General features: G+C 71.5%; 19 protein-coding genes. 14 read left to right on the top strand and 5 right to left on the bottom strand.

The window, feature by feature from the left end:
- Positions 1-19 precede the first annotated feature (19 nt).
- The 9 genes from ACLF3M_RS07420 (at position 20) to ACLF3M_RS07380 (ending at position 8,510) form a co-directional block, all read left to right on the top strand.
- The gene (locus ACLF3M_RS07420; RefSeq protein WP_430656243.1) at positions 20-1,648 is read left to right on the top strand and encodes an AMP-binding protein; all 1,629 of its coding nucleotides are present in this window, start codon (positions 20-22) and stop codon (positions 1,646-1,648) included.
- Positions 1,645-3,279 carry an AMP-binding protein gene (locus tag ACLF3M_RS07415; RefSeq protein ID WP_430656242.1) on the top strand — a complete coding sequence of 545 codons (1,635 nt, stop codon included), beginning with the start codon at positions 1,645-1,647 and terminating at the stop codon, positions 3,277-3,279. The genes ACLF3M_RS07420 and ACLF3M_RS07415 overlap by 4 nt, the downstream gene beginning before the upstream one ends.
- Entirely contained in the window at positions 3,276-3,503 is a 228-nt protein-coding gene (locus ACLF3M_RS07410) for a hypothetical protein (RefSeq protein WP_430656241.1), read from the top strand. The genes ACLF3M_RS07415 and ACLF3M_RS07410 overlap by 4 nt, the downstream gene beginning before the upstream one ends.
- A 76-nt stretch (positions 3,504-3,579) precedes the next feature.
- Positions 3,580-4,500, top strand: a complete 921-nt coding sequence (locus ACLF3M_RS07405; protein WP_430656240.1) for an NAD(P)-dependent oxidoreductase — start codon at positions 3,580-3,582, stop codon at positions 4,498-4,500.
- Positions 4,497-5,540 (top strand): malate/lactate/ureidoglycolate dehydrogenase, encoded by a 1,044-nt coding sequence (locus tag ACLF3M_RS07400; protein ID WP_430656239.1) that lies wholly within the window; start codon positions 4,497-4,499, stop codon positions 5,538-5,540. The genes ACLF3M_RS07405 and ACLF3M_RS07400 overlap by 4 nt, the downstream gene beginning before the upstream one ends.
- Positions 5,533-6,351, top strand: a complete 819-nt coding sequence (locus tag ACLF3M_RS07395; protein ID WP_430656238.1) for an HpcH/HpaI aldolase family protein — start codon at positions 5,533-5,535, stop codon at positions 6,349-6,351. Before ACLF3M_RS07400 ends, ACLF3M_RS07395 begins: the two co-directional genes overlap by 8 nt.
- A complete protein-coding gene (locus ACLF3M_RS07390; protein WP_430656237.1) occupies positions 6,348-7,154 on the top strand; it encodes a transporter substrate-binding domain-containing protein in 807 nt (268 codons plus the stop codon). Before ACLF3M_RS07395 ends, ACLF3M_RS07390 begins: the two co-directional genes overlap by 4 nt.
- Positions 7,155-7,173: 19 nt before the next feature.
- Positions 7,174-7,857, top strand: a complete 684-nt coding sequence (locus ACLF3M_RS07385; RefSeq protein ID WP_430656236.1) for an amino acid ABC transporter permease — start codon at positions 7,174-7,176, stop codon at positions 7,855-7,857.
- Entirely contained in the window at positions 7,854-8,510 is a 657-nt protein-coding gene (locus ACLF3M_RS07380; protein ID WP_430656235.1) for an amino acid ABC transporter permease, read from the top strand. The genes ACLF3M_RS07385 and ACLF3M_RS07380 overlap by 4 nt, the downstream gene beginning before the upstream one ends.
- Here the strand turns inward: ACLF3M_RS07380 and ACLF3M_RS07375 are convergent, their stop codons facing one another.
- Genes ACLF3M_RS07375 through ACLF3M_RS07365 form a run of 3 tightly spaced genes read right to left on the bottom strand, consistent with a single transcriptional unit; the run spans position 8,511 to position 11,426 of the window.
- Positions 8,511-9,596: an Ldh family oxidoreductase gene (locus ACLF3M_RS07375; RefSeq protein WP_430656234.1), complete on the bottom strand. Its 1,086-nt coding sequence runs from the start codon at positions 9,594-9,596 to the stop codon at positions 8,511-8,513. It abuts the gene before it with no gap.
- 1 nt (position 9,597) lies between these two features.
- Positions 9,598-10,590 (bottom strand): amidohydrolase family protein, encoded by a 993-nt coding sequence (locus tag ACLF3M_RS07370; RefSeq protein ID WP_430656233.1) that lies wholly within the window; start codon positions 10,588-10,590, stop codon positions 9,598-9,600.
- A 17-nt stretch (positions 10,591-10,607) separates the two neighbouring features.
- Positions 10,608-11,426 (bottom strand): GntR family transcriptional regulator, encoded by an 819-nt coding sequence (locus ACLF3M_RS07365; protein WP_430656232.1) that lies wholly within the window; start codon positions 11,424-11,426, stop codon positions 10,608-10,610.
- A 71-nt stretch (positions 11,427-11,497) separates the two neighbouring features.
- Between ACLF3M_RS07365 and ACLF3M_RS07360 the strand changes: the two genes are divergently transcribed.
- From ACLF3M_RS07360 to ACLF3M_RS07340, 5 genes are read left to right on the top strand one after another with little or no spacing between them, the layout of a single operon-like run.
- Entirely contained in the window at positions 11,498-12,463 is a 966-nt protein-coding gene (locus ACLF3M_RS07360; protein ID WP_430656231.1) for a Bug family tripartite tricarboxylate transporter substrate binding protein, read from the top strand.
- Positions 12,464-12,470: 7 nt separating this feature from the next.
- Positions 12,471-13,451, top strand: a complete 981-nt coding sequence (locus tag ACLF3M_RS07355; protein ID WP_430656230.1) for a Bug family tripartite tricarboxylate transporter substrate binding protein — start codon at positions 12,471-12,473, stop codon at positions 13,449-13,451.
- 14 nt (positions 13,452-13,465) lie between these two features.
- The gene (locus ACLF3M_RS07350) at positions 13,466-14,704 is read left to right on the top strand and encodes an LVIVD repeat-containing protein (protein WP_430656229.1); all 1,239 of its coding nucleotides are present in this window, start codon (positions 13,466-13,468) and stop codon (positions 14,702-14,704) included.
- On the top strand, positions 14,705-15,772 hold the full coding sequence (locus ACLF3M_RS07345) for a CobW family GTP-binding protein (protein WP_430656228.1): 1,068 nt from the start codon (positions 14,705-14,707) through the stop codon (positions 15,770-15,772).
- Complete coding sequence (locus tag ACLF3M_RS07340; RefSeq protein ID WP_430656227.1) at positions 15,769-16,740, top strand: Bug family tripartite tricarboxylate transporter substrate binding protein; 972 nt, start codon at positions 15,769-15,771, stop codon at positions 16,738-16,740. The genes ACLF3M_RS07345 and ACLF3M_RS07340 overlap by 4 nt, the downstream gene beginning before the upstream one ends.
- 25 nt (positions 16,741-16,765) lie before the next feature.
- On the opposite strand, the gene ACLF3M_RS07335 is transcribed toward ACLF3M_RS07340, so the two are convergent.
- The gene (locus ACLF3M_RS07335; RefSeq protein WP_430656226.1) at positions 16,766-19,111 is read right to left on the bottom strand and encodes a zinc-dependent metalloprotease family protein; all 2,346 of its coding nucleotides are present in this window, start codon (positions 19,109-19,111) and stop codon (positions 16,766-16,768) included.
- 332 nt (positions 19,112-19,443) lie between these two features.
- Positions 19,444-20,190 (bottom strand): aspartate/glutamate racemase family protein, encoded by a 747-nt coding sequence (locus ACLF3M_RS07330; RefSeq protein ID WP_430656225.1) that lies wholly within the window; start codon positions 20,188-20,190, stop codon positions 19,444-19,446.

Below are 20,190 nucleotides of genomic sequence, written 5' to 3'. Positions count from 1 at the left end.
TGGGCAGCGCGGGAGCGGCATGGACAGCGACGTGGCGGCCCCGCCGCACCGTCCGGCGATGGAAGCGGCGCTGCGGCGGGCCGCGGCCGGCGACGGCTGGCTGCAACTGGCCGATTTCCCCGTGGATTACCGCGGTCCGACGGACCGGGCGATGCAACCCTTCGCGGGCCGCGACCGGCCCGTGCTGGCGTCGCTGAAGGACGCCGCCGCGCGCCTGCAGGATCGCGTCGCCTATGCCGATGCGGCCCGCGACCTATCCTTCGCCGGCCTGGTCGATGCCGTGGCGCGGCTGGCCCGAGAGATTCGCGCCGTGGGCGGCGATGGTCCGGTCGGCCTGCTGCTGCCGCCCGATGCCGGGGCGCCGGTGGCGCTGCTCGCCTGCCTCGCCGCCGGGCGGCCGGCGCTGCTGCTGGAAGCAGCCGGCGCGCCGCCGCGCAACGCCGCGATCCTGCGCCGCGCCGGCGCCGGTCTTGTGGTCGGGCCGGCCGCGGCGCCGCCGGCGGACCTGCCCTTCCTGCCGATCGAGTCGGCCTTCGGCCCCGGCGCGGCGCCGGCGCTGCCCGACGGCCCCGATCCCGACGCGCTGGCCTTCATCATCTCGACCTCCGGCAGCACCGGCGAGCCGAAGCTCGTCGCCTACAGCCAGCGCGCCGTGCTGGAGCAGGTGCGCCTGCGCATCGAGAGCATGCGGGTCAGCGAGGCCGACCGCTATCTGCATTTCGGCGCCTTCGGCACCATCACCGGCCTGATCACGCTGCTGATGCCGCTGCAGGGCTGCGCGGTTGATATCGTCGCGCTGGCCGAGCGCGGCGTGGCGGCGCTGCGCGAGCGCCTGCGCAGCCATCCCCCGACGATCCTGCGCGCCGGCCCCGCCATGCTGCGCGTGCTGGCCCAGATGCCCGATGCGAAGCGGCTGCTGGCCGGCCTGCGCGTGCTGCGCGTCGGCGGCGAGGCGCTGCTGCGCGCCGATCTCGAGCGGATCCTGCCCTGCCTGCCCCCGGAATGCCGGATCTACAACCGCTACGGCGCGACCGAGCTCGTCGGCCTGTCCTGGGTGCCGCGGCCGGAGGACGACCACGATCCCTTGCGCACCGCCGTCGGCCTGCCGGATCCGGGTGTCGCCATCCGGATCGTCGGCGAGGACGGCGCGGACTGCCCGCCCGGCGTCGCGGGCGAGCTCTGGATGCGCGGCCGCCATGCCGCGCTCGGCGCATGGAGCGCCGGCGGGCTGGTGGATGGCCAACTCGGGCGCGACCCCGCCGATCCGTCGCTGCGGATCTGGCGCACCGGCGACCTCGCGCGGCTCACTCCGGACGGGGTCGTGGTCGTGCTCGGGCGGCTTGACCGCATGGTGAAGGTCAACGGCAACCGCGTCGAACTCGCCGAGGTCGAGACCGTGCTGCGCGGCTGCGCGGAGGTGCGGGACGCCGCGGTGCTGGCCACCGAGGCGGCGGGCCGCGTCACGCTCGGCGCCTTCGTCGTGGCCGCGCCCGGCGCGACGCCCGGCCTGCCGCAACGGCTGCGCCAGGCGCTGCGGGCGTCGCTGCCGGGCTACATGGTGCCCGCGCGGATCGAGCTGGTGGACGCGCTGCCCTTCCTGCCCAGCGGCAAGCTGGACCAGCGGGCGCTGCTGGAGCGGCTGGCGTGACGACGCCGCTGCATCGCCGCCTGCTCGACCAGGCGTTGCGCCACGCGCCGTCGCGCGGCGGCTGGCTGCACCTGCCCGACCTGCCGCGCGACTACCGCGGCCCCACGGACGTGCCCTACGAGCCCTTTGATGCGAAGCGCGACACGCCGATCCTGTCGCTGCTGGACCAGGCCGCGTCGCGCTGGCCGGACCGCGTCGCCTTCGCCGATCCCGACCGCGCGCTGGGCTTCGCGGCGCTGGCCGACGCCGTCGCGCGGTTGGCCGCGCGGCTTCGCGCCGTGCCCGCCCGGGGCCCCGCGGGCGTGCTGCTGCCGCCGGGCGTCGGCGCCGGCGTCGCTCTCTTCGCCTGCCTCGCCGCGGGGCGTGTCGCCCTGATGCTCGACGCCACCCAGGCGCCGGCGCGCAATGCGGACCTGGCCGGGCGTGGCGGCGCGGTGCTGCTGCTCGGACCCGCCGCCGCGCTCGGCGGCGTCGAGGGGCAACGGCCCGTCGTGCCGATCGAGGCGGGGTTCGAGGCTGCCGGGCCGCCACCGCGCGGCGAGGGCCTCGGCCTGGACGAGCCGGCCTTCGTGGTCTGCACCTCCGGCAGCACGGGCGAGCCCAAGATGCTGGCCTACAGCCAGCGCGGCGTGCTGCAGCAGGTCGCCATGCAGGTGGACGGCAATCACCTGTCGGAGCGCGACCGCTTCCTGCTGCCGACGGCGCTGGCCACGATCAGCGGGCTGTGCAGCCTGTTCCTCATGCTGTCGGGCTGCACGGTGGACATCGTGCAGCTCTCGGCCTTCGGAATCGCCGATTTGCGGCGCCGGATGCGCGACGCGCCGCCGAGCGTGCTGCGCGCCGGCCCGTCCCTGCTGCGGACGCTGGTGCAGCTTCCCGACGCGCGCGCGGTCTTCGCGCCGCTGCGCGCCGTGCGCCTGAGCGGCGAGCCCGTGCTGCGCGCCGACCTCGAGCCGCTGTGGCCGCTGCTGCCGCCGGGCTGCCTGGTGTGGAACCGCTACGGCTCGACCGAGATGATCGGCACGAGCTGGGTCGCGCTGCCCGGCGACGACCACGGCACGCCGCGTATCCCCGCCGGCCTGTCCGATCCCGAGGTGGAGATGCGGATCGTGGATGCCGCAGGCCTGCCCTGCCGGCCGGGCGAGCCCGGCGAGCTGTGGCTGCGCGGGCGATACGGCGCGCTCGGCGACTGGGGGCCGGACGGGCTGATGCCAGGACGGCTGGAGCCTGATCCCGAGGATCCGTCGCTTCGCATCCACCGCACCGGCGACATGGCGCGGCTGCTGCCGGACGGCGTGCTGGAGGTGCTCGGCCGCGCCGACCGCATGGTGAAGATCAACGGCCACCGCGTCGAGCTCGCCGAGGTCGAGACCGCGCTGCGCCGCCATGCCGAGGTGCGCGAGGCCGCCGTGATCGCGCGCGCGACGGAGGCGCGCGTGGCCCTGCACGCCTTCGTCGTCGCGGCCGCCGACGCCGCGCCGGGGCTGGAGACGCGGCTGCGGCACGCGATGCGCGAAGCACTTCCCCGCTACATGCAACCCGCGCGGATCGCGCTGCTGGACGCGCTGCCGCGGCTGCAAGGCGGCAAGCTGGACGAGCGCGCGCTGCTGGCGCGGGATGCCAGGGGGTGACCGAGCCGCATGCAGCGGCGATGGCGCGCGGCGTCGTCGTTCTGGCGGCCGAGGCGCAGGGCCGGATGGCGCTGCGCGCCTTCGTCGTGGCCGCGCCGGGCGTGGCGGAGGGCCTCGCCTTCATGCAGCCCGCCGGGATCGAGCTGCTGGACGCCCTGCCCCTGCTGCCCGGCGGCAAGCCGGACACGCGCGCGCTGCTGTCGCGCGGCGCCGCCCGCGCCTGATTTCGGGTTGCCAGCCGCGCGGACCACGCGCAGGCTGGCGCGAAAGGCGGCCGGTCCCCGGCCGGGGAGGAAGGGCATGTCCGCAACCCGCGCCACGCGTGTGGGCTATGTCGGCGTCGGGCTGATGGGCCATGGCGCGGCGAAGAACATCCTGGAAAAGGGCTACGCGCTCACCATCCTCGGCCACCGCAACCGCGCGCCGGTGGACGACCTCGTCGCGCGCGGCGCGACGGAAGTCCGAACGCCGGCGGACGTGGCCGCGGCCAGCGACGTCGTGTTCCTCTGCCTGCCCTCGTCGGTCGAGGTGGAGGAGATGCTGACGGGCTCGGGCGGGCTGCTGGCCGCGCTGAAGCCCGGCTCGATCCTGGTGGATTCCACCACAGCCGATCCGCACTCGACGCGCCGCCTCGGCGCGATGCTGGCGGAGCGCGGCGTGGGCATGGTGGACGGGCCGCTCGGCCGCACGCCGAAGGAAGCCGAGGCCGGGCAGCTCTCCACCTTCCTCGGCGGCAGGCCGGAGCACGTCGCGCGCGTGCGCCCGATCGTCGAGACCTATGCCGACGTCATCGTGGACGCCGGCGATCTCGGCTCGGGCCACACGCTGAAGCTGGTGAACAACTTCATCTCGATCGGCACGGCGACCGTGATCTCGGAGGCGCTGGCGACGGCGGCGAAGCTCGGCGTGGATTTCGGCAAGCTGAACCAGGTGGTCTCGGCGGGCGGCGCGAACAGCAGGATGTGGCAGATGATGATCCCCTTCGCGCTGGAGGGCGACGACAACCATCTGAAGGGCCCGCTGCGCATCGCGGGGAAGGACATGCGGTTCTGGTGCCGCCTGGCGGAGGGCGCGGGCACGCCCGCCTTCGTCGCGGAGGCGGTGTGCCAGACCTACCGGCTCGCCAACTCGCTCGGCCATGGCGAGCAGTTCATGCCGGTCCTGCCGCAGATCCTGGCGGAGCTGATGGGCACGCATATCCGCGACCTGCCGGCCCGATGATCGCGGCGGCGACGCTCCAGGCCTTCTGCACCGCCCTGTTCCGCGCCGCGGGCTCGGAGCCGGCGGAGGCCGCGATAGTCGCCGCGCATCTGGTCGAGGCGAACCTGGTCGGCCATGACAGCCACGGCGCGATCCGCGCGCCGAAATACGTGGACTGGGTCGCGGCGGGGGAGCTGCTGCCGAACCGGCATGCAGATGTCGTCGTGGATGCCGGCGGGCTGCTGCTGCTGGATGGCGGCTTCGGCTACGGCCAGGTGATCGGGCGCGAGGCGATGGCGATGGCGGCCGAGCGCGCTCGGCGGCACGGCGCCTGTGTGCTGGGGCTGCGCAACGCCGGCCATCTCGGCCGCATCGGCGCCTGGGCGGAGCAGCTGGCGGCGGCGGGCCTGATCTCGGTGCATTTCGTCAACACCAGCGGCTACGGCATCCTCGTGGCACCGCATGGCGGGACGGAGCGGCGGCTGTCGGCGAACCCCATTGCCGCCGGCGCGCCCGGGCCGCATGGCCCGATCGTGCTCGACATCGCGACTTCCGCGACGGCCGAAGGCAAGATCCAGGTCGCGCGCAACAAGGGCGAGGAACTGCCCGAAGGCCTGGTGCTGGATGGTCGCGGCGAGCCCACGACCGATCCCGCGTCCTTCTACGGCCCACCGCCCGGCGCGATCCTCGCCTTCGGCGGGCACAAGGGATACGGGCTGTCGGTGCTCTGCGAGCTGCTCGCCGGATCGCTGACCGGCGGGGGGGCGAGCAACCCGCAGAACCCGACGGCTTGGCGGCTGGTCAACAACATGCTGACCGTCGCCGTGGAGCCCGCTTCGCTCGGCGCGGCGGAGGCCTTCGGCCTCGACGTCGCGAAGCTCGAGTCCTGGGTGAAGTCGTCGCGCGGCGAGGACATCATGCTGCCCGGCGAGATCGAGGCGCGTACAAGGGCGCGGCGCGACGCCGAGGGCATCCCGCTCGACGCCGTCACGCGCACGCAGCTCCGCGGCGCCGCGACGCGGCTGAAGGTCGCGATCCCCGCGGAACTCGTCGATGGTTGAGAACCCCGTCCGCCGCAAGCTCCTCGCCGGCGGCACGGCCTTCGGCACCATGGCCTTCGACTTCTTCACGCCGGGCCTCGCGCCGACGCTCGCTGCCGCCGGCGCGGAATTCGTCATCCTCGACATGGAGCATGGCGGCCTCGGCATCGAGGGCGTGAAGGCGCAATGCGCCTTCGCTCGCGGCGCCGGCATCGTGCCGATGGTGCGCATCCCCGAACCGCGCGCGGGTCTCGTGCCGCCGATCCTGGATGCCGGCGCGCTCGGCATCATGATGCCGCTGGTCGAGAGCGCGGAGCAGGCGCGCGCACTGGTGGCGGCGAGCCGGTATCGGCCGGAAGGCCGGCGCGGGCTCGGCTTCTCCGTCGCGCATGACCGCTACACCGGCGGCGATCCCCAAGCGAAGATCCACGCGGCGAACGACGGCGTGCTCACCATCGCCCTGATCGAGAGCGAGGCCGGCGCCGCGAACGCCGCCGAGATCGCGGCGGTACCGGGCATCGACCTGCTCTGGCTCGGCCATTTCGACCTGTCGGACTGCCTCGGCATTCCCGGCCGCTTCGACGATCCGCGCTACCGCGCGGCGGCAGGGAAACTGCGCGACGCCGCGCATGAGGCCGGCAAGCCGATCGGCTGGGTGGCGGCGGATGCGACGCAGGCGCGCGATGCGCTGGGCGCGGGCTTCCGCTGCCTCTGCATCGGCCACGAGGTCATGGTGCTGCGCGAGGCGTTGTCTTCCGCTTTCGCCGTGGCACGAAGCACGATCCCGGCCGGGAACCCGGCGGGCAATCCAGGGAAGGGAGGACTGCCATGAACCGACGTCACATCATGGGCCCGGCCGCGGGGCTCGCGCTGCTCGCCGCGGGACCGGCGGGTGCGCAGACGCCGCAGGGGTCCCTCGGCACGCTGGACCGCATCATCCGCGACAGGAAGATCCGCGTGACGGCGGAAGTGACCTCCCCGCCCTTCGGCATTCTCGGCCGCGACGGCCAGCCCGACGGGTCGGAGATCGAGACCGCGCGCCAGCTTGCTCGCGACCTCGGCGTCGAGGTGGAGTTCGTGCAGGTCACGGCGCCGCAGCGCATCCCGGCCCTGCTGGCGGGGCGCGCCGATATCGCGATCTCCTCGCTCTCGATCACGCATGACCGCGCGAAGACCGTGATGTTCGCCTCGCCGCATGGGGCGCTGTCCATCGTCATCGCGGGGCCGCAGCGCACGCAGATCCGAAGCGCCGCCGACCTCGCGGGCAAGCGCATCGGCCTTACGCGCGCGACGCTGGAGGAGGCGACGGTCCCGCGCATCGCGCCGCAGGGCACCAACATCGTCTTCTTCGACGACATCGCCGCGACGATCCAGGCCATGCTGTCCGGCCAGGTGGATGCGGCGGGAATGAGCGCCTTCGCCGCCAAGTCGGTCGCCGACCGCAACCCGCGCGCCGGGATCGAGGACAAGTTCACGGTCACCACGGCCTTCTACGGCGCGGCGATCAAGCCCGGCGACTACGACCTGCTGCAATTCGTCAACACCTGGGTCTTCCTGAACAAGCAGAACGGCGTGCTGGCCCGCATCTACCAGGAGAAGACCGGCGTCGAGCTGCCGGCGCTGCCGACGATCTGAAGGCGCCGCGTTCCGGGCGATGTCCTATGTCTTCCAGTTTGGCATCGTCTGGGACCACTGGCCCAAGCTGCTTGAGGGCGCCTGGCTGACGCTGCGGCTTTCCGCGGCGTCGCTGCTGCTAGGGCTGGCGCTGTCGGTCGCGCTGGCCTTCGGTCGGCGCGACGGGCCGCGCTGGGTGCGGGCGCTGGTCGGCGCCTATGTCGAGGTCATCCGCAACACGCCCTTTCTCGTCCAGCTCTTCATCCTGTACTTCACCCTGCCAGCGCTCGGCCTGCGGATGGACGCCTGGCAGGCCGCGCTGATCGGCATGGCGCTGAACTTCGCGGGCTATGGCTGCGAGATCGTGCGATCCGGCATGGAAGCGGTGCCGCGCGGCCAGCTGGAAGCCGCGCGCGCGCTGGGCCTGACGCCGCTGCGCATCTTCCGCCACGTGGTGGCACCCCAGGCCATCGCCATCGCCTGGCCCGCGCTGGCGAGCCAGGCGGTGCTGCTGATGTTGGGCTCGTCGCTGGTCTCCGCGATCTCGGTCGAGGAGCTGACGGCGGTCACCAACTCCCTGCAGTCCACGACCTTCCGGTCCTTCGAATTCTACTTCGTCGCGACCGCGCTTTATCTGGTCATGGCGCTGGCGCTGCGCGTCGCGCTGGACGGGCTGCACTGGGCGCTCTTCCGCCGCGGACGGCCCGTGGAACGCCGCCAATGAGCCGCGACTTCGAATGGCCGGAATTCGTCTTCCTGCTGATGGGCTTGCGCTGGACGGTAGCGCTGGCGCTGGTCGCCTTCATCGGCGGCGGTGTCGCCGGCCTGCTGATCGCGCTGCTGCGGACCTTGCCGGCCGCGCCGCTGCGCTGGATCGCGCGCGGCTATGTCGGCCTGTTCCAGGGCACGCCGCTGCTGATGCAGCTGTTCCTGGTCTATTTTGGCCTGGCCGTGCTGACCGGCGTGCGGATGGACCCCTGGCCGGCGGTCGCAACCGCCTTCACCCTCTATGCGGCGGCCTTCCTCGGTGAGATCTGGCGCGGCGCGATCGAGGCGGTGCCGCGCACGCAATGGGAGGCAGGCACCGCCCTCGCCCTGCCCCGCCGCGTCATCCTGCTGCGCATCGTGCTGCCGCAGGCCCTGCGCATCGCGATCCCGCCGACCGTCGGCTTCCTCGTCTCGCTGGTCAAGGGGACCTCGGTCGCGGCGATCATTGGCTTCGTGGAGCTGACGCGCGCCGGCCAGCTGATCGTCAACGTCACCTTCCAGCCGATGATCGTCTATCCCGTGGTCGCCTTGCTGTACTTCGCGGTGTGCTGGCCGCTGTCTCTCGTCGCCCTGCGGCTGGAGCGCCGGCTGGAGCGCGGCCGCGCCTGATCAGCGGGTGCCGAGCGGCGCAGCGCCGGTCTCGGCTGCCAGCCGGTCGAGCTGCGCCATCAGCGGCGCCGGGATCGGCACGCCATTCGCGGTGCGGTCGCGACGGCGCGACGCGCGCATCTCGCCCGGCAGCCGGATGCGCTCCACGCCGGGCAGCCTGGTGGAGTTCCGGAGGTCGTCGAGGTGGCGCGCGACGTCCCTGGTGAACTCCAAGGGGTCGAGGAAGCGCGACACATCCAGCGCGATCAGGGCATGGCCGGTCTCGGTGACGGTCTTCTCGTCCGCGTTGAAGTCCACGCAATCCCGCCCGAAGGCCGCGCGGTTCAGCGGCCCCGCGAGCAGGCCGAGCATCAGCGCGAGCCCGCTGCCCTTGTAGCCGCCGATCGGCAGCAGGATGCCGTCCGCGCTGCGCTTCGGATCGGTCAGCGGCTCGCCGGTGTTCCTATCCACCATCCAGCCCTCGGGCATCGGCGTGCCGAGCAGCGCATGGCCCTTCACCGTGCCGTAGGAAACGACGGTCGTCGCCATGTCCAGCACGACGGGATCGGCATCCACCATCGGGATCGCCATGGCGAACGGGTTGGTGCCGAGCAGGGAATCGCTGCCGCCCCAGGGCGCCATGTGGTTGGCGCTGGCGACGACGGTGTAGATGCCGATCATCCCGGCGCTCAGCGGCAGGCATGCATGCACCGCGCCGGAGCCCGCATGGTTCGACCGCCGCGCCCCGATCCAGGCGACGCCGGTCTCCCTGGCAATCTCGACGGCCGCCTCGCCGGCGCGCGACATCACAAGGTGACCCATCGCGTTGTCGCCTTCCACCATCGCGACGGCGGGCGCGCGGCGGGAGAGCGTGATGTTCGGCGTCGGGTTCATGCCGCCGTTGCGGATGCGGCGGACGTATTGCGGCAGGCGGAAGATGCCGTGGCTGTCGGCGCCGGTCAGGTCGGCCTCCACCATCAACTCGCCGCAGCGCCGCGCATCGGCGGGCCGGAAGCCATGCGCCCGCAGGACATCCGCGATGAAGGCGATCATCGCCTCGTGCGGGTAGCGCGGCAGGGTCGCCGCGAGCCTCTCCTCGATCGCCATCTCAGCCCGCCCGTAGCAGGCGCAGGATGTTCGTCGTCAGGATCGCGTCGCGCGTCGCGGGGTCGGCGATGGCTTCCTCGATCTCCTCCACGCCGCGCGTGGTGCCCATGTCGAAGGGATAGTCCGTGCCGAAGACGATGCGCTCGGCGCCGGCCTCGCCCAGCAGGAAGCGCAGCGGGCCCGGAGCGTGGGTGATGGTGTCGTAGACGAAGCGCGCCATGGACTCCGCCGGGTCGCCCTTCAGCCGGACATGCGGCTCCTTCCGCACCTTCCAGCCATGCCGGAAGCGGCCGGCCTGGAACGGCACGAAGCCGCCGGCGTGCGAAAGGCAGAAGTTGATGTCGGGATGCCGCTCGATCACGCCGCCGAAGACCAGCGACGCCGCGGCGATCGTCGTCTCCAGCGGGTTGCCGATGAGGTTCGTCAGGTAATAGCTGTGCATCCGCTGCGCCGCGACGACCTTGTGCGGATGCACGAGCACGAAAAGCCCGTGGCGGTCCGCGACCTCCCACACCGGATCAAGTGACGGGTCGTCCAGATTCCCGCCGCGGATGTTCGAGCCGAGATGGAGCCCGCGGAGCCCGTGGTGCGTCACTGCACGATCCAGCGTGGCCGCCGCCGCCGAGGGATCCTGCATCGCCGCGGTGGCGAGGCCGAGGAAGCGGTCGGGATATTGGCGGCAGAGCGCGCCGATCGCCTCGTTCTGGATCTCCGCCATCGCCGTCGCCGCGCCCGGATCGGCCTCGTACAGGAAGGTATGCGGGATGTTGCAGACGACCTGCATGTCGATCCGCTGCTCGGCCATCAAGGCGAAGCGGCGCTCCAGGTCCCAGGCGCTGCGCGGGAAGGGGTTCTGCCTGACGTCCAGGATCTCGAGGATCGCGCTGTCGTCGTCCACGCGCGTCAGCTTCGGCGTGCAGGACGGGACCTCCTTCGCGATCGCGGCGATCATCGCCTCGGTCAGGACATGGGTATGCGCGTCGATAATTGGCATCGTGTGGTCCCTGGGTGTCAGCCGCGCGGGCGAAGGTTGCGCAACTCGCCCCGGCGGAGCGTGCGGGTGAAGGAGAAGGCGTCGGCGCGGTAATAGGTCCGCGCGCATTCCATGGCGCGGCCGGCGGCGTCGAGCGCGACGCGCTCGGTCAGCACCAGCGGAGCATGCTCCGGCACGGCCAGCAGGCGGGATCGCCAGGCATCGGCGCCGATGACCTCGAGCCGTTCCGTCGCTTCCTGCGCGACCAGGCCGACATCGCGTTCCAGCGCCAGGTGCAGCGGATCGGCGGGCGTGGCGCTCAGCAGGTCGGGTGCCAGCGCGGCGGGGATGAAGCTCGTGCGGATCGCGATGGGCTTGCCGTCGCGGTGCAGGATGCGTCGCAGCTTGTGGACCGGCGCAGCCGCGGCGATGCCCAGCTGTTGCGCCACCCAGTCCGGGCAGGGCACGGTCTCCGCGGCATGGAGGCGGATGTCGGAGCCTGGCTCACGGTCGAAGGCGGTTGCCAGGAAATGGCCGGGGTTGGACAGCGGCGCGTCATGCCGCCGCGCGCGCACGAAGGTGCCCCTGCCCTGCTGGCGCAACAGCAGCCCTTCCTCGACCAGCGAGGTCACGGCCTGGCGCACCGTAATGCGCGAAAGCGCGTAATGCGCGCCGAGTTCGGCTTCCGTCGGGATGCGGTCGCCCGGGCGCAAGTCGAAGCTCGCGAGGTCGCGCAGCGCGTGCTTCAGCTGCAGCCAAAGCGGAACGGCCGGCCCGCCGCGCAGCGGCCGCAGCCGCGGCTTCGCCTTCCCCCCCTGAGACGGCCGCCGGTTCGCCCGGGCCAGCTTGACTTCCATGCCGCTGGAATATGTCCTAGGTCGTCATAACGCAAGTCGCCGCGCCGCACGCGGCACGCAGGGAGGGAACCATGCTGCGCCGTCGCCTGCTGGCGATTCCTGCCGGGCTTCTCGCCGCACCCGCCCTGGCGCAGGACGCGTTCCCCAATCGCCCGATCCGCGTGGTCATGCCGCTCGCCGCCGGCAGCGCGGTGGACGTGATGGTGCGCATCGTCGCGGACCGGATGGGCGAGATCCTGGGCCAGCGCCTGGTGATCGAGAACCAGACCGGGGCTTCCGGCATGATCGGCATGCGCAACGGCGCGCGGGCGCCGGCGGATGGCTACACGCTGCTCGCGGTCAATGACGCCGTGATGACGATGCTGCCGAACATGAGCAGCCAAGCCGGCTACGATCCGCTGAAGGACTTCGCGCCGATCGGCCAGGTCGCGCGCATCCGCTGGGCGCTGGTCGCGGCGGCGAATTTTCGCGCCACCGACGTCGCGGGGCTGATCGCGGACGCGAAGTCCAGGCCGGGGCAGATCGACTTCGCCTCCGGCGGGCCGGGCAGCCCGCAGCATGTCGCGATGGAGATGTTCATGGCCGCCGCGGGCGTGCGTATGAACCATGTCGGCTATCGCGGCGCGACGCCGGCGCTGAACGCCGTCGCGGCAGGCGAATGCCCCGTCGGCTTCTTCGGCCTGCCGACGCCGGTGCAGCTTGCCGAGGCGGGCCGCGTGAAGATCCTGGCGACCGCCGGCCCGCGGCGCGTGGAGACGCTGCCGGACGTGCCGACGCTGGCGGAAGCCGGCCTGCCCGGCTTCGCCTTCTTCACCTGGGGCGCCCTGCTGGCGCCCGCGGGCGCGCCGGCGCCCATCGTGGCGCGGCTGAACGCGGTGCTGCGGGATGCGCTGGCGACGCCGGCCGTGAAGGAGAGGCTGGAAGGCCTGGCCTATGAGATCGTGGGCAACCAGCCCGACGCCTTCGCGGCGGCGCTCGCGCGCGACCATGCTGCCATGGGCGCGCTGGTGCGCGCCGCCAATATCCGAGCAGAGTGAGGCGACGATGACGGGCATGCTGACAAGGCGCGCGATGCTCGCGGCCGCTGGACTGCTCACCGCGCGCAGCGCCGTGGCGCAGACCTGGCCCACGCGCCCGCTGCGCCTGATCGTGCCGCTCGTGCCGGGCGGCACCACCGACCTGATTGCCCGCGCCGTGGCGGAGCCGATGTCGCGCGGCCTCGGCCAGCCCGTGGTGGTGGAGAACCGCGCCGGCGCGAATGGCTGGATCGCCAACGACTTCGTCATGCGCGAAAGGCCGGACGGGCTGACGATCATCGTCAACAACGTTTCAACCCACGCGATCAACTCCGCCGCCGCTCCGGCCGACCGTCCGCTGACGCCGGCGCGCGGGCTGGTCCCCGTGGCCCATATGGGCGAGACGCCGCAGGTCATCATGGTGCCCGGCGACTTTCCCGCGCGGTCGCTGGCCGAGTTCGTCGAACGCGCGAAGGCGGCGCCCGCGCCCCTGGTCTATGCCTCGGCCGGCGTCGGCTCCTACCAGCACATCGACATGGAGCTCTTTGCGAAGCGCGCCGGCATCACGCTGACCCACCTGCCGCTGCGCGGCGCCGGCGAGATGGTCACCCCGACGCTGCGCGGCGATGCGCAGCTCGCGGAGTTCAACCTGATCACGGCGCAGCAGCATCTGCAGTCCGGCCGTCTGCGGGCGCTGGCAGTGGTGTCGCGCGAGCGGCTGCCGCAGCTGCCTGACGTGCCGACGACCACCGAGGCCGGCTTCCCCGAGCTGACGACCGCTCTCTGGAACGGCATGTTCGTCCCCGTCGGCACGCCGGCGCCGGTGATCGAGGCGCTACACGCGCATGTCACGCGCGCGCTGTCCGATCCCGACATCGCGGGCGGGCTGACGCGCCAGGGCATGCGGCTGAGGCCTAACGAGAGCCAGCCCGCCTTCGCCGCCTATATCGATGCGGAGGTCGCGCGCTGGACCGCGCTGATCCGCGAGCTCGGCATCACCATCGGCTAGACCAGGACATCCGCATGAGCCTCACCACCGCCGACTCCCGGCCTTCCGCGATCTGGAACTTCCGGCTGATCGGCCACCACGAGCTCAACGGCTTCGGCGGCATGGGCGAAGGCCTGTCGATGCAGATGGCAAAGGACGGCCGGCGCATCCTCTGGGCCGCGCATGAGAGCGCGCCGAAGAACTTCACCGCGATCGACGTGACGGATCCGCGCAACCCCAAGGTCGTGGTGCAGACCGACCTGCCGCACCAGAAGATGCGGTCGAATTCGCTGGAGACGTCCGGCGACATCATGGCCGTGGCCTACCAGACCAAGCAGGTCGGCCTGCAGCCCGCTGGGTTCGAGCTGTTCGACATCTCGACGCCCGAGATGCCGAAATCCATCGGCTTCTTCGACGCGTCAGGTCCGTACTCCCGCGGCGTCCACCAGCTCTGGTTCTGCGACGGCGAATACGTCCACATGGCTGCCGGCGCATCGGACTTCCAGCCGCATCACTCGAACGACGACCAGTTCTACCGCATCGTGGACGTGCGCAACCCATCGAAGCCCGAGGAGGTCGGGCGCTGGTGGATGCCCGGGCAGCGCGTCGGTGACAACGCACCGAAGATCACCCGCCACCCGCCCCACATGGACAAGGGCTTCCGCGCGCACAACACGAACGTCTATCCACAGAAGCCGGACCGCTGCTACCTCGGCTACATCGATGGCGGAATGTACATCCTCGACATCACGGACAAGTCGCTGCCGCGCGTGGTGTCGAACTGGGACAACTCGCCGCCCTATCACGGCTTCACCCACACCATCCTGCCGCTCTTTGGCCGCGACCTGTTTGTCGTCACGGACGAGAGCACGGTGGACAACGCCGCGGACTGGCCGAAGCTGATATGGATCGTTGACGGGCGCGACGAGACCAACCCCGTGCCGATCGCGACCTGCCCGATGCCGCCCGTCGCCGATTTTCGGGGCCGCGGCGGCCGCTTCGGCGCGCACAATATCCACGAGAACGTGCCGGTGCCGGGCTGCTGGCGGTCCGAGAACATCATCATCGGCACCTTCTTCAACGGCGGGCTGCGCGCCTTTGACATCACCGATCCATACGCCCCGAAGGAAGTCGGCCACTTCGTGCCGGAGGCACCGCGCCACTCGCCGCTCGGCGCGATCCAGCTCAACGACGTCTTCGTGGATGATCGCGGGATCGTCTTCTGCGTCGACCGCGTGATCGGCGGCCTTTACATCCTCGAAATGGACTTCTAGGTGCCAACGGACGCCGACTTCACGGGCGTCTTTCCCCCCGGTGCCGAGGCCGGCCCTTTCGGCCGACGCCAGCGCCGGGCCCGCGGCGCGCGGGTGCCGGTGATCCTCGTCACGGGCTTCCTCGGCGCGGGCAAGACCACGCTGGTCAAGGCTCTGCTGGAGAGCGAGGCCGGGCGCAACACCGCGGTCGTGGTCAACGAGCTCGGCGAGATCGGCATCGACCAGGCTCTGCTCTCGCCCTCGGCGCCGGATGGCGTGGCGCTGCTGAACAATGGCTGCCTCTGCTGCGCCGTGCGCAGCGACCTCGAGGAGACCTTCCGCCAGCTCTTCACCGACCGCGCGCGCGGGGTCATCCCGTCCTTTGAGCGCGTGGTGCTGGAGCTCAGCGGTGCCGACGATCCGCTGCCGGTGCTGCAGACCTTCCTCGGCGAGCGGTCCCTGGCGCGCGAATATCACATCCAGGCCGTCGTCGCCGTCGCCGACGCCGCGACCGGGCGCATCGCGCTGGAGCAGAACCCGGAAGCGCGACACCAGGTCGCGCTGGCGGACCGCGTCGTGCTCAGCAAGACCGATCTGGCGGTCGAGACGGAGTCCGCGGCCTTCCTGGCCGCCCTGCGAGCCATCAACCCCGACGCGCCGGTCGCGACCGCGATCCAGGGCCAGGTGGACCCTGCCTTCCTCCTCGCGGATTCCGCGATCCCGCCGACGCCGATGCGGGGCGATGCGCCGGGGCATGTGCCGGGCCTCGCCAGCTTCGTGCTGACCTTCGACACGCCACTGCACTGGCGGTCGCTCACCACCGCGCTCGGCCTGCTGACGGAGCTCCGCGGCAAGGACCTGCTGCGGGTGAAGGGGCTGCTGGCGGTCGAGGGCTGCCGCGGCCCCGTCGTGGTGCATGCCGTGCGCCACCTGCTGCACCGTCCCGTGGAACTGGAGGATTGGCCCACGGGCAACCGCACCTCCCGCCTGGTCTTCATCACCTCCGGCGGGCTGGATCGCGAAAGCGTGGAGAGCCTGTTCCGCGCCGTGCTCGCCCTCGCGCCCCCGGGTGGAGACCAGACCGCATGATTGGCCGCCGCCCTGCCCTGCTCGCCCTCGGCGCCGCGCTGGCGCGCCCCGCCCTCGCGCAGGAGGAGTTCCCGAACCGCCCGGTGCGCATGATCGTGCCCTTCGCGCCGGGCGGCGCCTCCGACATCATCGGGCGCATCATCCAGCCCACGCTGAACAACCTCCTCGGCCGGCCGATCGTCATCGACAACCGTCCCGGCGCGACCGGCAACATCGGCATGGAGGCCGCGGCGCGCGCGGCGCCCGACGGCTACACCATCGTGCTCGGCAATGCCGGCACGACGGTGATCAATCCCGGCGTGCAGACCCTGCCCTGGTCGCCGACGCGCGACCTGACCGGCGTGACGCTCGTGGCGGAGACGCCGAACATCGTCGTCGTGAACCCCGCCCTGCCCGTGCACACCATCCGCGAACTCATCGACCACATCCGCGCGCGCCCTGGCCAGCTCAACTACGGCTCCGCCGGCAGCGCCAGCCAGAACCGGCTGGAGATGGAGATGTTCATGAAGCAGCAGCGGCTGGAGGTCGTGAACGTCCCCTATCGCGGCGGGGCCGGCCCCGCGGTGAACGGCCTGGTCGCGGGCGAGATCCAGGTGATGTTCGTCACGCTGCCCTCCGCCCTCGGGCCCGTGCAGGGCGGGCGGCTGCGCGCGCTGGCGGTGACCACGGCCGAGCGCTTCCCCGGCCTGCCAGATGTGCCGACCCTGCTGGAGCAGGGCTTTCCCGACAACGTCTCCTCCTCCTGGCAGGGGATGCTCGCGCCGATCGCGACGCCGGCGCCGATCGTGCAGAAGCTGCATGACGCCATCGTCGCGACGCTGCGCGACGAGGTCGTGCAGAAGCGCCTGGTGGAGGCCGGCGCCGTTGCCGCGCCCAGCCGCAACCCCGCGGCCTTCACCGACTTCGTGGCGCGGGAGTTCACGCGCTGGCGCGGCGTGATCCAGGAGATCGGGGTGACGCCGGACTGAGCGTCGCCCGCGCTGGGCGTCGCGGTCAGGCGAAGACCCAGTCGGCGGCCGCCGGCGCGCCGGGCGCCGCCGCGACGGGTTCGAGCGTCAGCAGGTCCACCGACAGCACGTCCTTGGTGCCGTCGGAGCTCCGCACCGTGTCCACGAAGCGCACCCAGAGCGTGCTGTTCGCCGCGCCGATCGTCACGCCGTAGTCGCCGCTGAGACCGGCCAGCGTGGTCCAACTCGTGCCAGTGCCCGGCGTCGCGCCGGCGGCGAGGACGGCCGTCTGCAGGCGCATCGCCTCCGCGCCGCCCGCGGCATCGGACTGCAGCGTGTAGCTGCCCACTGCGAGGCCGCTGAACTGGTAGCGCCATTCCAGGGAATAGGCGCCCTTCGCCCCGCCCTCCGTGATGCGCATCGCGACGCCGTCGTCGAACTGCAGGCTCGACAGCGTCGCGCCGGAGGAGGTTGCGGGGCGGCGCGGGTCCACCGCGACGGCGGCGCCGATGCCGTTCGGCGCGGCCTCGTCGTCCTGGTTGGTCACCGCGATCTGCAGGCCGGGCAGGCCGGCGCCGGAGACCAGCAGGTTGTACGCGACGTTGCCGTCGTCGTCGCGGTCGTCCCGGCCGGTGATGGTGAAGCTGCCGGCATAGACGTTCGGAGTGCCGGTCGCCGTCAGCGTCAGCTGGTTCGAGGAGAGCGTGCCCTCCGTCGCGTCGAGCCCGGTGATCTGCAGCGCAATCGGCCCGGTCGCGTTGGTCGCGGTGATGGTGACGGTCTGCGAGCTGCCGCCTTCGCGCGTCGTCACGTTGGTCATGCTGCTCGACAGCGACACCACGGGCGTGCTGCTCGCGGTGTAGGTGCCGCTGAGCCGGTACTGGCCGAGCGAGCCGTATTCCGTGTAGCCGGTCGGGGTGGTGGCGGTCGGCGAGCCCCAGCCCGTGCCGTCGAGCGCGAGGTAGTAGGTGCCGCCCGCCAGGTTCGTCAGGCTCAGCGTGCCGTCGATGCGCGTGGTGTCGTCGATGACCGCGACCTGCGCGAAGCTCGCGTCGTACAGCGTCATCTTGATGTCGAGCATGCTAAAGGAGGATTCGCTGAACAGCGGCGTCGCGCTGCCGCTGACATAGGCGCGGGTGTAGTCCGTGACGTTCAGCGCCAGCGACCCGCCGGCCGCGACGTTGAAGACGAACATGTCGATGTCGTTGTTCGCGCCGGAGCCGGAGATGACGCCGTAGGTGTTCACGGTCGCGATGCCGTTCGCGACGGTGCCGTTCAGCGATGCGGCCGTCGCAAAAGTGTTTCCGTAGTCGTCGGCGCGATAGGTCACGCCGCCGTTGTTCGTCGTGATGATCGACAGGTCGTCCTGCAGCTGGTTGGCCTGGTAGTACTCGCCCTTGCTCCACTGCACGATGTTGGCGTTGTAGCCGACGCCCATGATCGGCGCCCAATCCGTCGCGCCGCTACCATGGCCGTAGTAGTAGTCCTCGGTGCCGGTGGTAAGGGTGCGGCCGTCATGGCTGAGGCCGAGGTTGTGCCCGGCCTCGTGTGCGATGGCGTCGGCGATGAACTTCACGTCGTCCGGGCCGAGGCGCTGCGAATACACGAAGGCCGGCGAGTACGTCATGTTGCCGAACACGCCGACATAGGCGATGCCGCCCCAGGCCTTGTTGGGGTCGTATTCGTCGGTGATGACGACGCGGATGCCGTAGCCGTCGGCGTCGGTCGCGTCGCGCCGGAGGCCGGAGATGCCGGGATCCTCGGTCGTGACGTCGATGTTGAAGGGCGAGAAGTATTCCGCGACGCGCGCCCAGATCTGCTGGATCTTCAGCAGCTCGCTTTCCACGAAGGCCTCGGAGCCATCAGTGGAAAAGGCCGTGGCGTAGTGCGTCGCCCCCCAGCGCGAGTCATTGTTCCAGGCGGTGCCGGTCGTGGTGTGGCCGTCGAAGTCGAGATAGATGCGGTAGGGCGAGGTCGGCTGGCTGTGCAGCTTGAAGGTGTCGCCAAAGGCGGCGCCGACGCCGGCGCCGTCCACCACGACCAGGCGGACCGTCGGGTCGAAGACGATGCCCTGGGGCTCTCCGCCGGGCTGGGCCGGGCCGGAATGGCCGCCCCTGCCCGGGGCGGGGTCCGTGCCGGGGAAGCCATGCAGCCCGGCCTCGTTGTGCTCCGCCCCGTGCGGCATGAGGTCAGGGATCGGCACCAGGGCGTCGTGGCCCTTGGCCAGCGCGGTCTCGAGCCCCTCGGCGGCGTTCTGGCGTGCCGCTTCGGTGAGCAGTTGGAGGGTGGAGAGGTGGATGTCCCAGGCCGACACCAGGCCGGGCGGCCCGTCATCGAGGCCGAGACCGTTGCCAGGCTCATCGGTGTCCCGGCCGAGCTTCCAGCTACGCATGACGAAAATCCCCTCTTAACGACACTCTATGACGGAGATTCCGCGATGCCAAGCGCTGGTTGCACATCCACTGGGCAATGAGCGCGCGGCGTGCATGGCCGGCGGATGCCGCGCCTTCCGCCGTCCGAAGCTGCAATTTTGGGATTTTAGGATTTTAAGCTTTAGAACATACGGTGCGTCGGACAAATTCGCCGCGGTGTCACCGGCCGTCGTCGCGAACCGGATCCCCGTCCCGGCAGCGGCTCCGGATACGGTCGGCCGCGGCGCGTGGAGGTGGGGATCAGCTTGCATCCCCGACGGATGCAAGGAATATCGTCACAACACGAGGGGAATCATCCCTCTCCCGCTATGCGCCGGGCCAGCGTGTCCGCCAGGCCACGCGAGGGCTTGCCTGGCGGCCGCGCGAAGCTTCCGGCGGTCGCCTTGCGCGGCTTCAGCGCGACCAGCGCCTCGGCCTGCTTCACCGCGGCCTGGATCGGGTCCACCAGCGGAACCGGGACGCGGTCCGCGACCTTCGCGGCCAGGCCGGCCAGTGGCGCACCGGACAGGATCACGACATCCGCGCCATCTTCCCTGACCGCGCGCTCAGCCAATTCGACCAGCATCGCCTCCTTCTCCTCCTGGACCTCGGTGATGGCGCGGAAGGCGCCGTCCAGGCAGCGGATGGCGGCGCAGCGGTCCTGCATGCCGTGCATCTCCACGCAGTCGCGGTACCAGGGACCGAGATTGGTGCTGAAGGTCACGATGGCGAAGCGGCGGCCGAGCATGCAGGCCGTCAGCATCGCGGCCTCCGACATGCCGATGACGGGGATGTCGAAGAGCTCGCGTGCCGCCATCAGCCCGGGATCGCCGAAAGCCGCGACGATGGCGGCGTCCGCGCCGGGTGCATGCTCCGCCAGCGTCTCCAGCAGCTGCGCGCCGGCGAGCTGCGCCTCCGCGCGCGAGGAGATGTAGGGCACGCCGCGCGGCGCGGTCAGAGGGACGATCTCCGTCCCCGGCGCCGCGACAGGCCGCGCGGCGGCGACCAGCAGGTCGGTCACCGCGGCCGTGGTGTTCGGGTTCACCAGCAGGATGCGCAT

The sequence above is a fragment of the Falsiroseomonas sp. HW251 genome (assembly GCF_050563545.1).
Classification (GTDB): Bacteria; Pseudomonadota; Alphaproteobacteria; order Acetobacterales; family Acetobacteraceae; genus Falsiroseomonas.
The sequence above is the reverse complement of the archived record's forward strand: the minus strand, read 5'-3'. Positions and strand labels throughout refer to the sequence as shown.

Coding starts and splice junctions, on each gene's coding strand:
- ACLF3M_RS07365 (WP_430656232.1), bottom strand. CDS start 11,426: ATGGAAGTCAAGCTGGCCCGGGCGAACCGGCGGCCGTCTCAGGGGGGG.
- ACLF3M_RS07370 (WP_430656233.1), bottom strand. CDS start 10,590: ATGCCAATTATCGACGCGCATACCCATGTCCTGACCGAGGCGATGATC.
- ACLF3M_RS07330 (WP_430656225.1), bottom strand. CDS start 20,190: ATGCGCATCCTGCTGGTGAACCCGAACACCACGGCCGCGGTGACCGAC.
- ACLF3M_RS07350 (WP_430656229.1), top strand. CDS start 13,466: ATGAGCCTCACCACCGCCGACTCCCGGCCTTCCGCGATCTGGAACTTC.
- ACLF3M_RS07335 (WP_430656226.1), bottom strand. CDS start 19,111: ATGCGTAGCTGGAAGCTCGGCCGGGACACCGATGAGCCTGGCAACGGT.
- ACLF3M_RS07400 (WP_430656239.1), top strand. CDS start 4,497: ATGATCGCGGCGGCGACGCTCCAGGCCTTCTGCACCGCCCTGTTCCGC.
- ACLF3M_RS07420 (WP_430656243.1), top strand. CDS start 20: ATGGACAGCGACGTGGCGGCCCCGCCGCACCGTCCGGCGATGGAAGCG.
- ACLF3M_RS07360 (WP_430656231.1), top strand. CDS start 11,498: ATGCTGCGCCGTCGCCTGCTGGCGATTCCTGCCGGGCTTCTCGCCGCA.
- ACLF3M_RS07405 (WP_430656240.1), top strand. CDS start 3,580: ATGTCCGCAACCCGCGCCACGCGTGTGGGCTATGTCGGCGTCGGGCTG.
- ACLF3M_RS07375 (WP_430656234.1), bottom strand. CDS start 9,596: ATGGCGATCGAGGAGAGGCTCGCGGCGACCCTGCCGCGCTACCCGCAC.
- ACLF3M_RS07340 (WP_430656227.1), top strand. CDS start 15,769: ATGATTGGCCGCCGCCCTGCCCTGCTCGCCCTCGGCGCCGCGCTGGCG.
- ACLF3M_RS07380 (WP_430656235.1), top strand. CDS start 7,854: ATGAGCCGCGACTTCGAATGGCCGGAATTCGTCTTCCTGCTGATGGGC.
- ACLF3M_RS07395 (WP_430656238.1), top strand. CDS start 5,533: ATGGTTGAGAACCCCGTCCGCCGCAAGCTCCTCGCCGGCGGCACGGCC.
- ACLF3M_RS07390 (WP_430656237.1), top strand. CDS start 6,348: ATGAACCGACGTCACATCATGGGCCCGGCCGCGGGGCTCGCGCTGCTC.
- ACLF3M_RS07385 (WP_430656236.1), top strand. CDS start 7,174: ATGTCCTATGTCTTCCAGTTTGGCATCGTCTGGGACCACTGGCCCAAG.
- ACLF3M_RS07355 (WP_430656230.1), top strand. CDS start 12,471: ATGACGGGCATGCTGACAAGGCGCGCGATGCTCGCGGCCGCTGGACTG.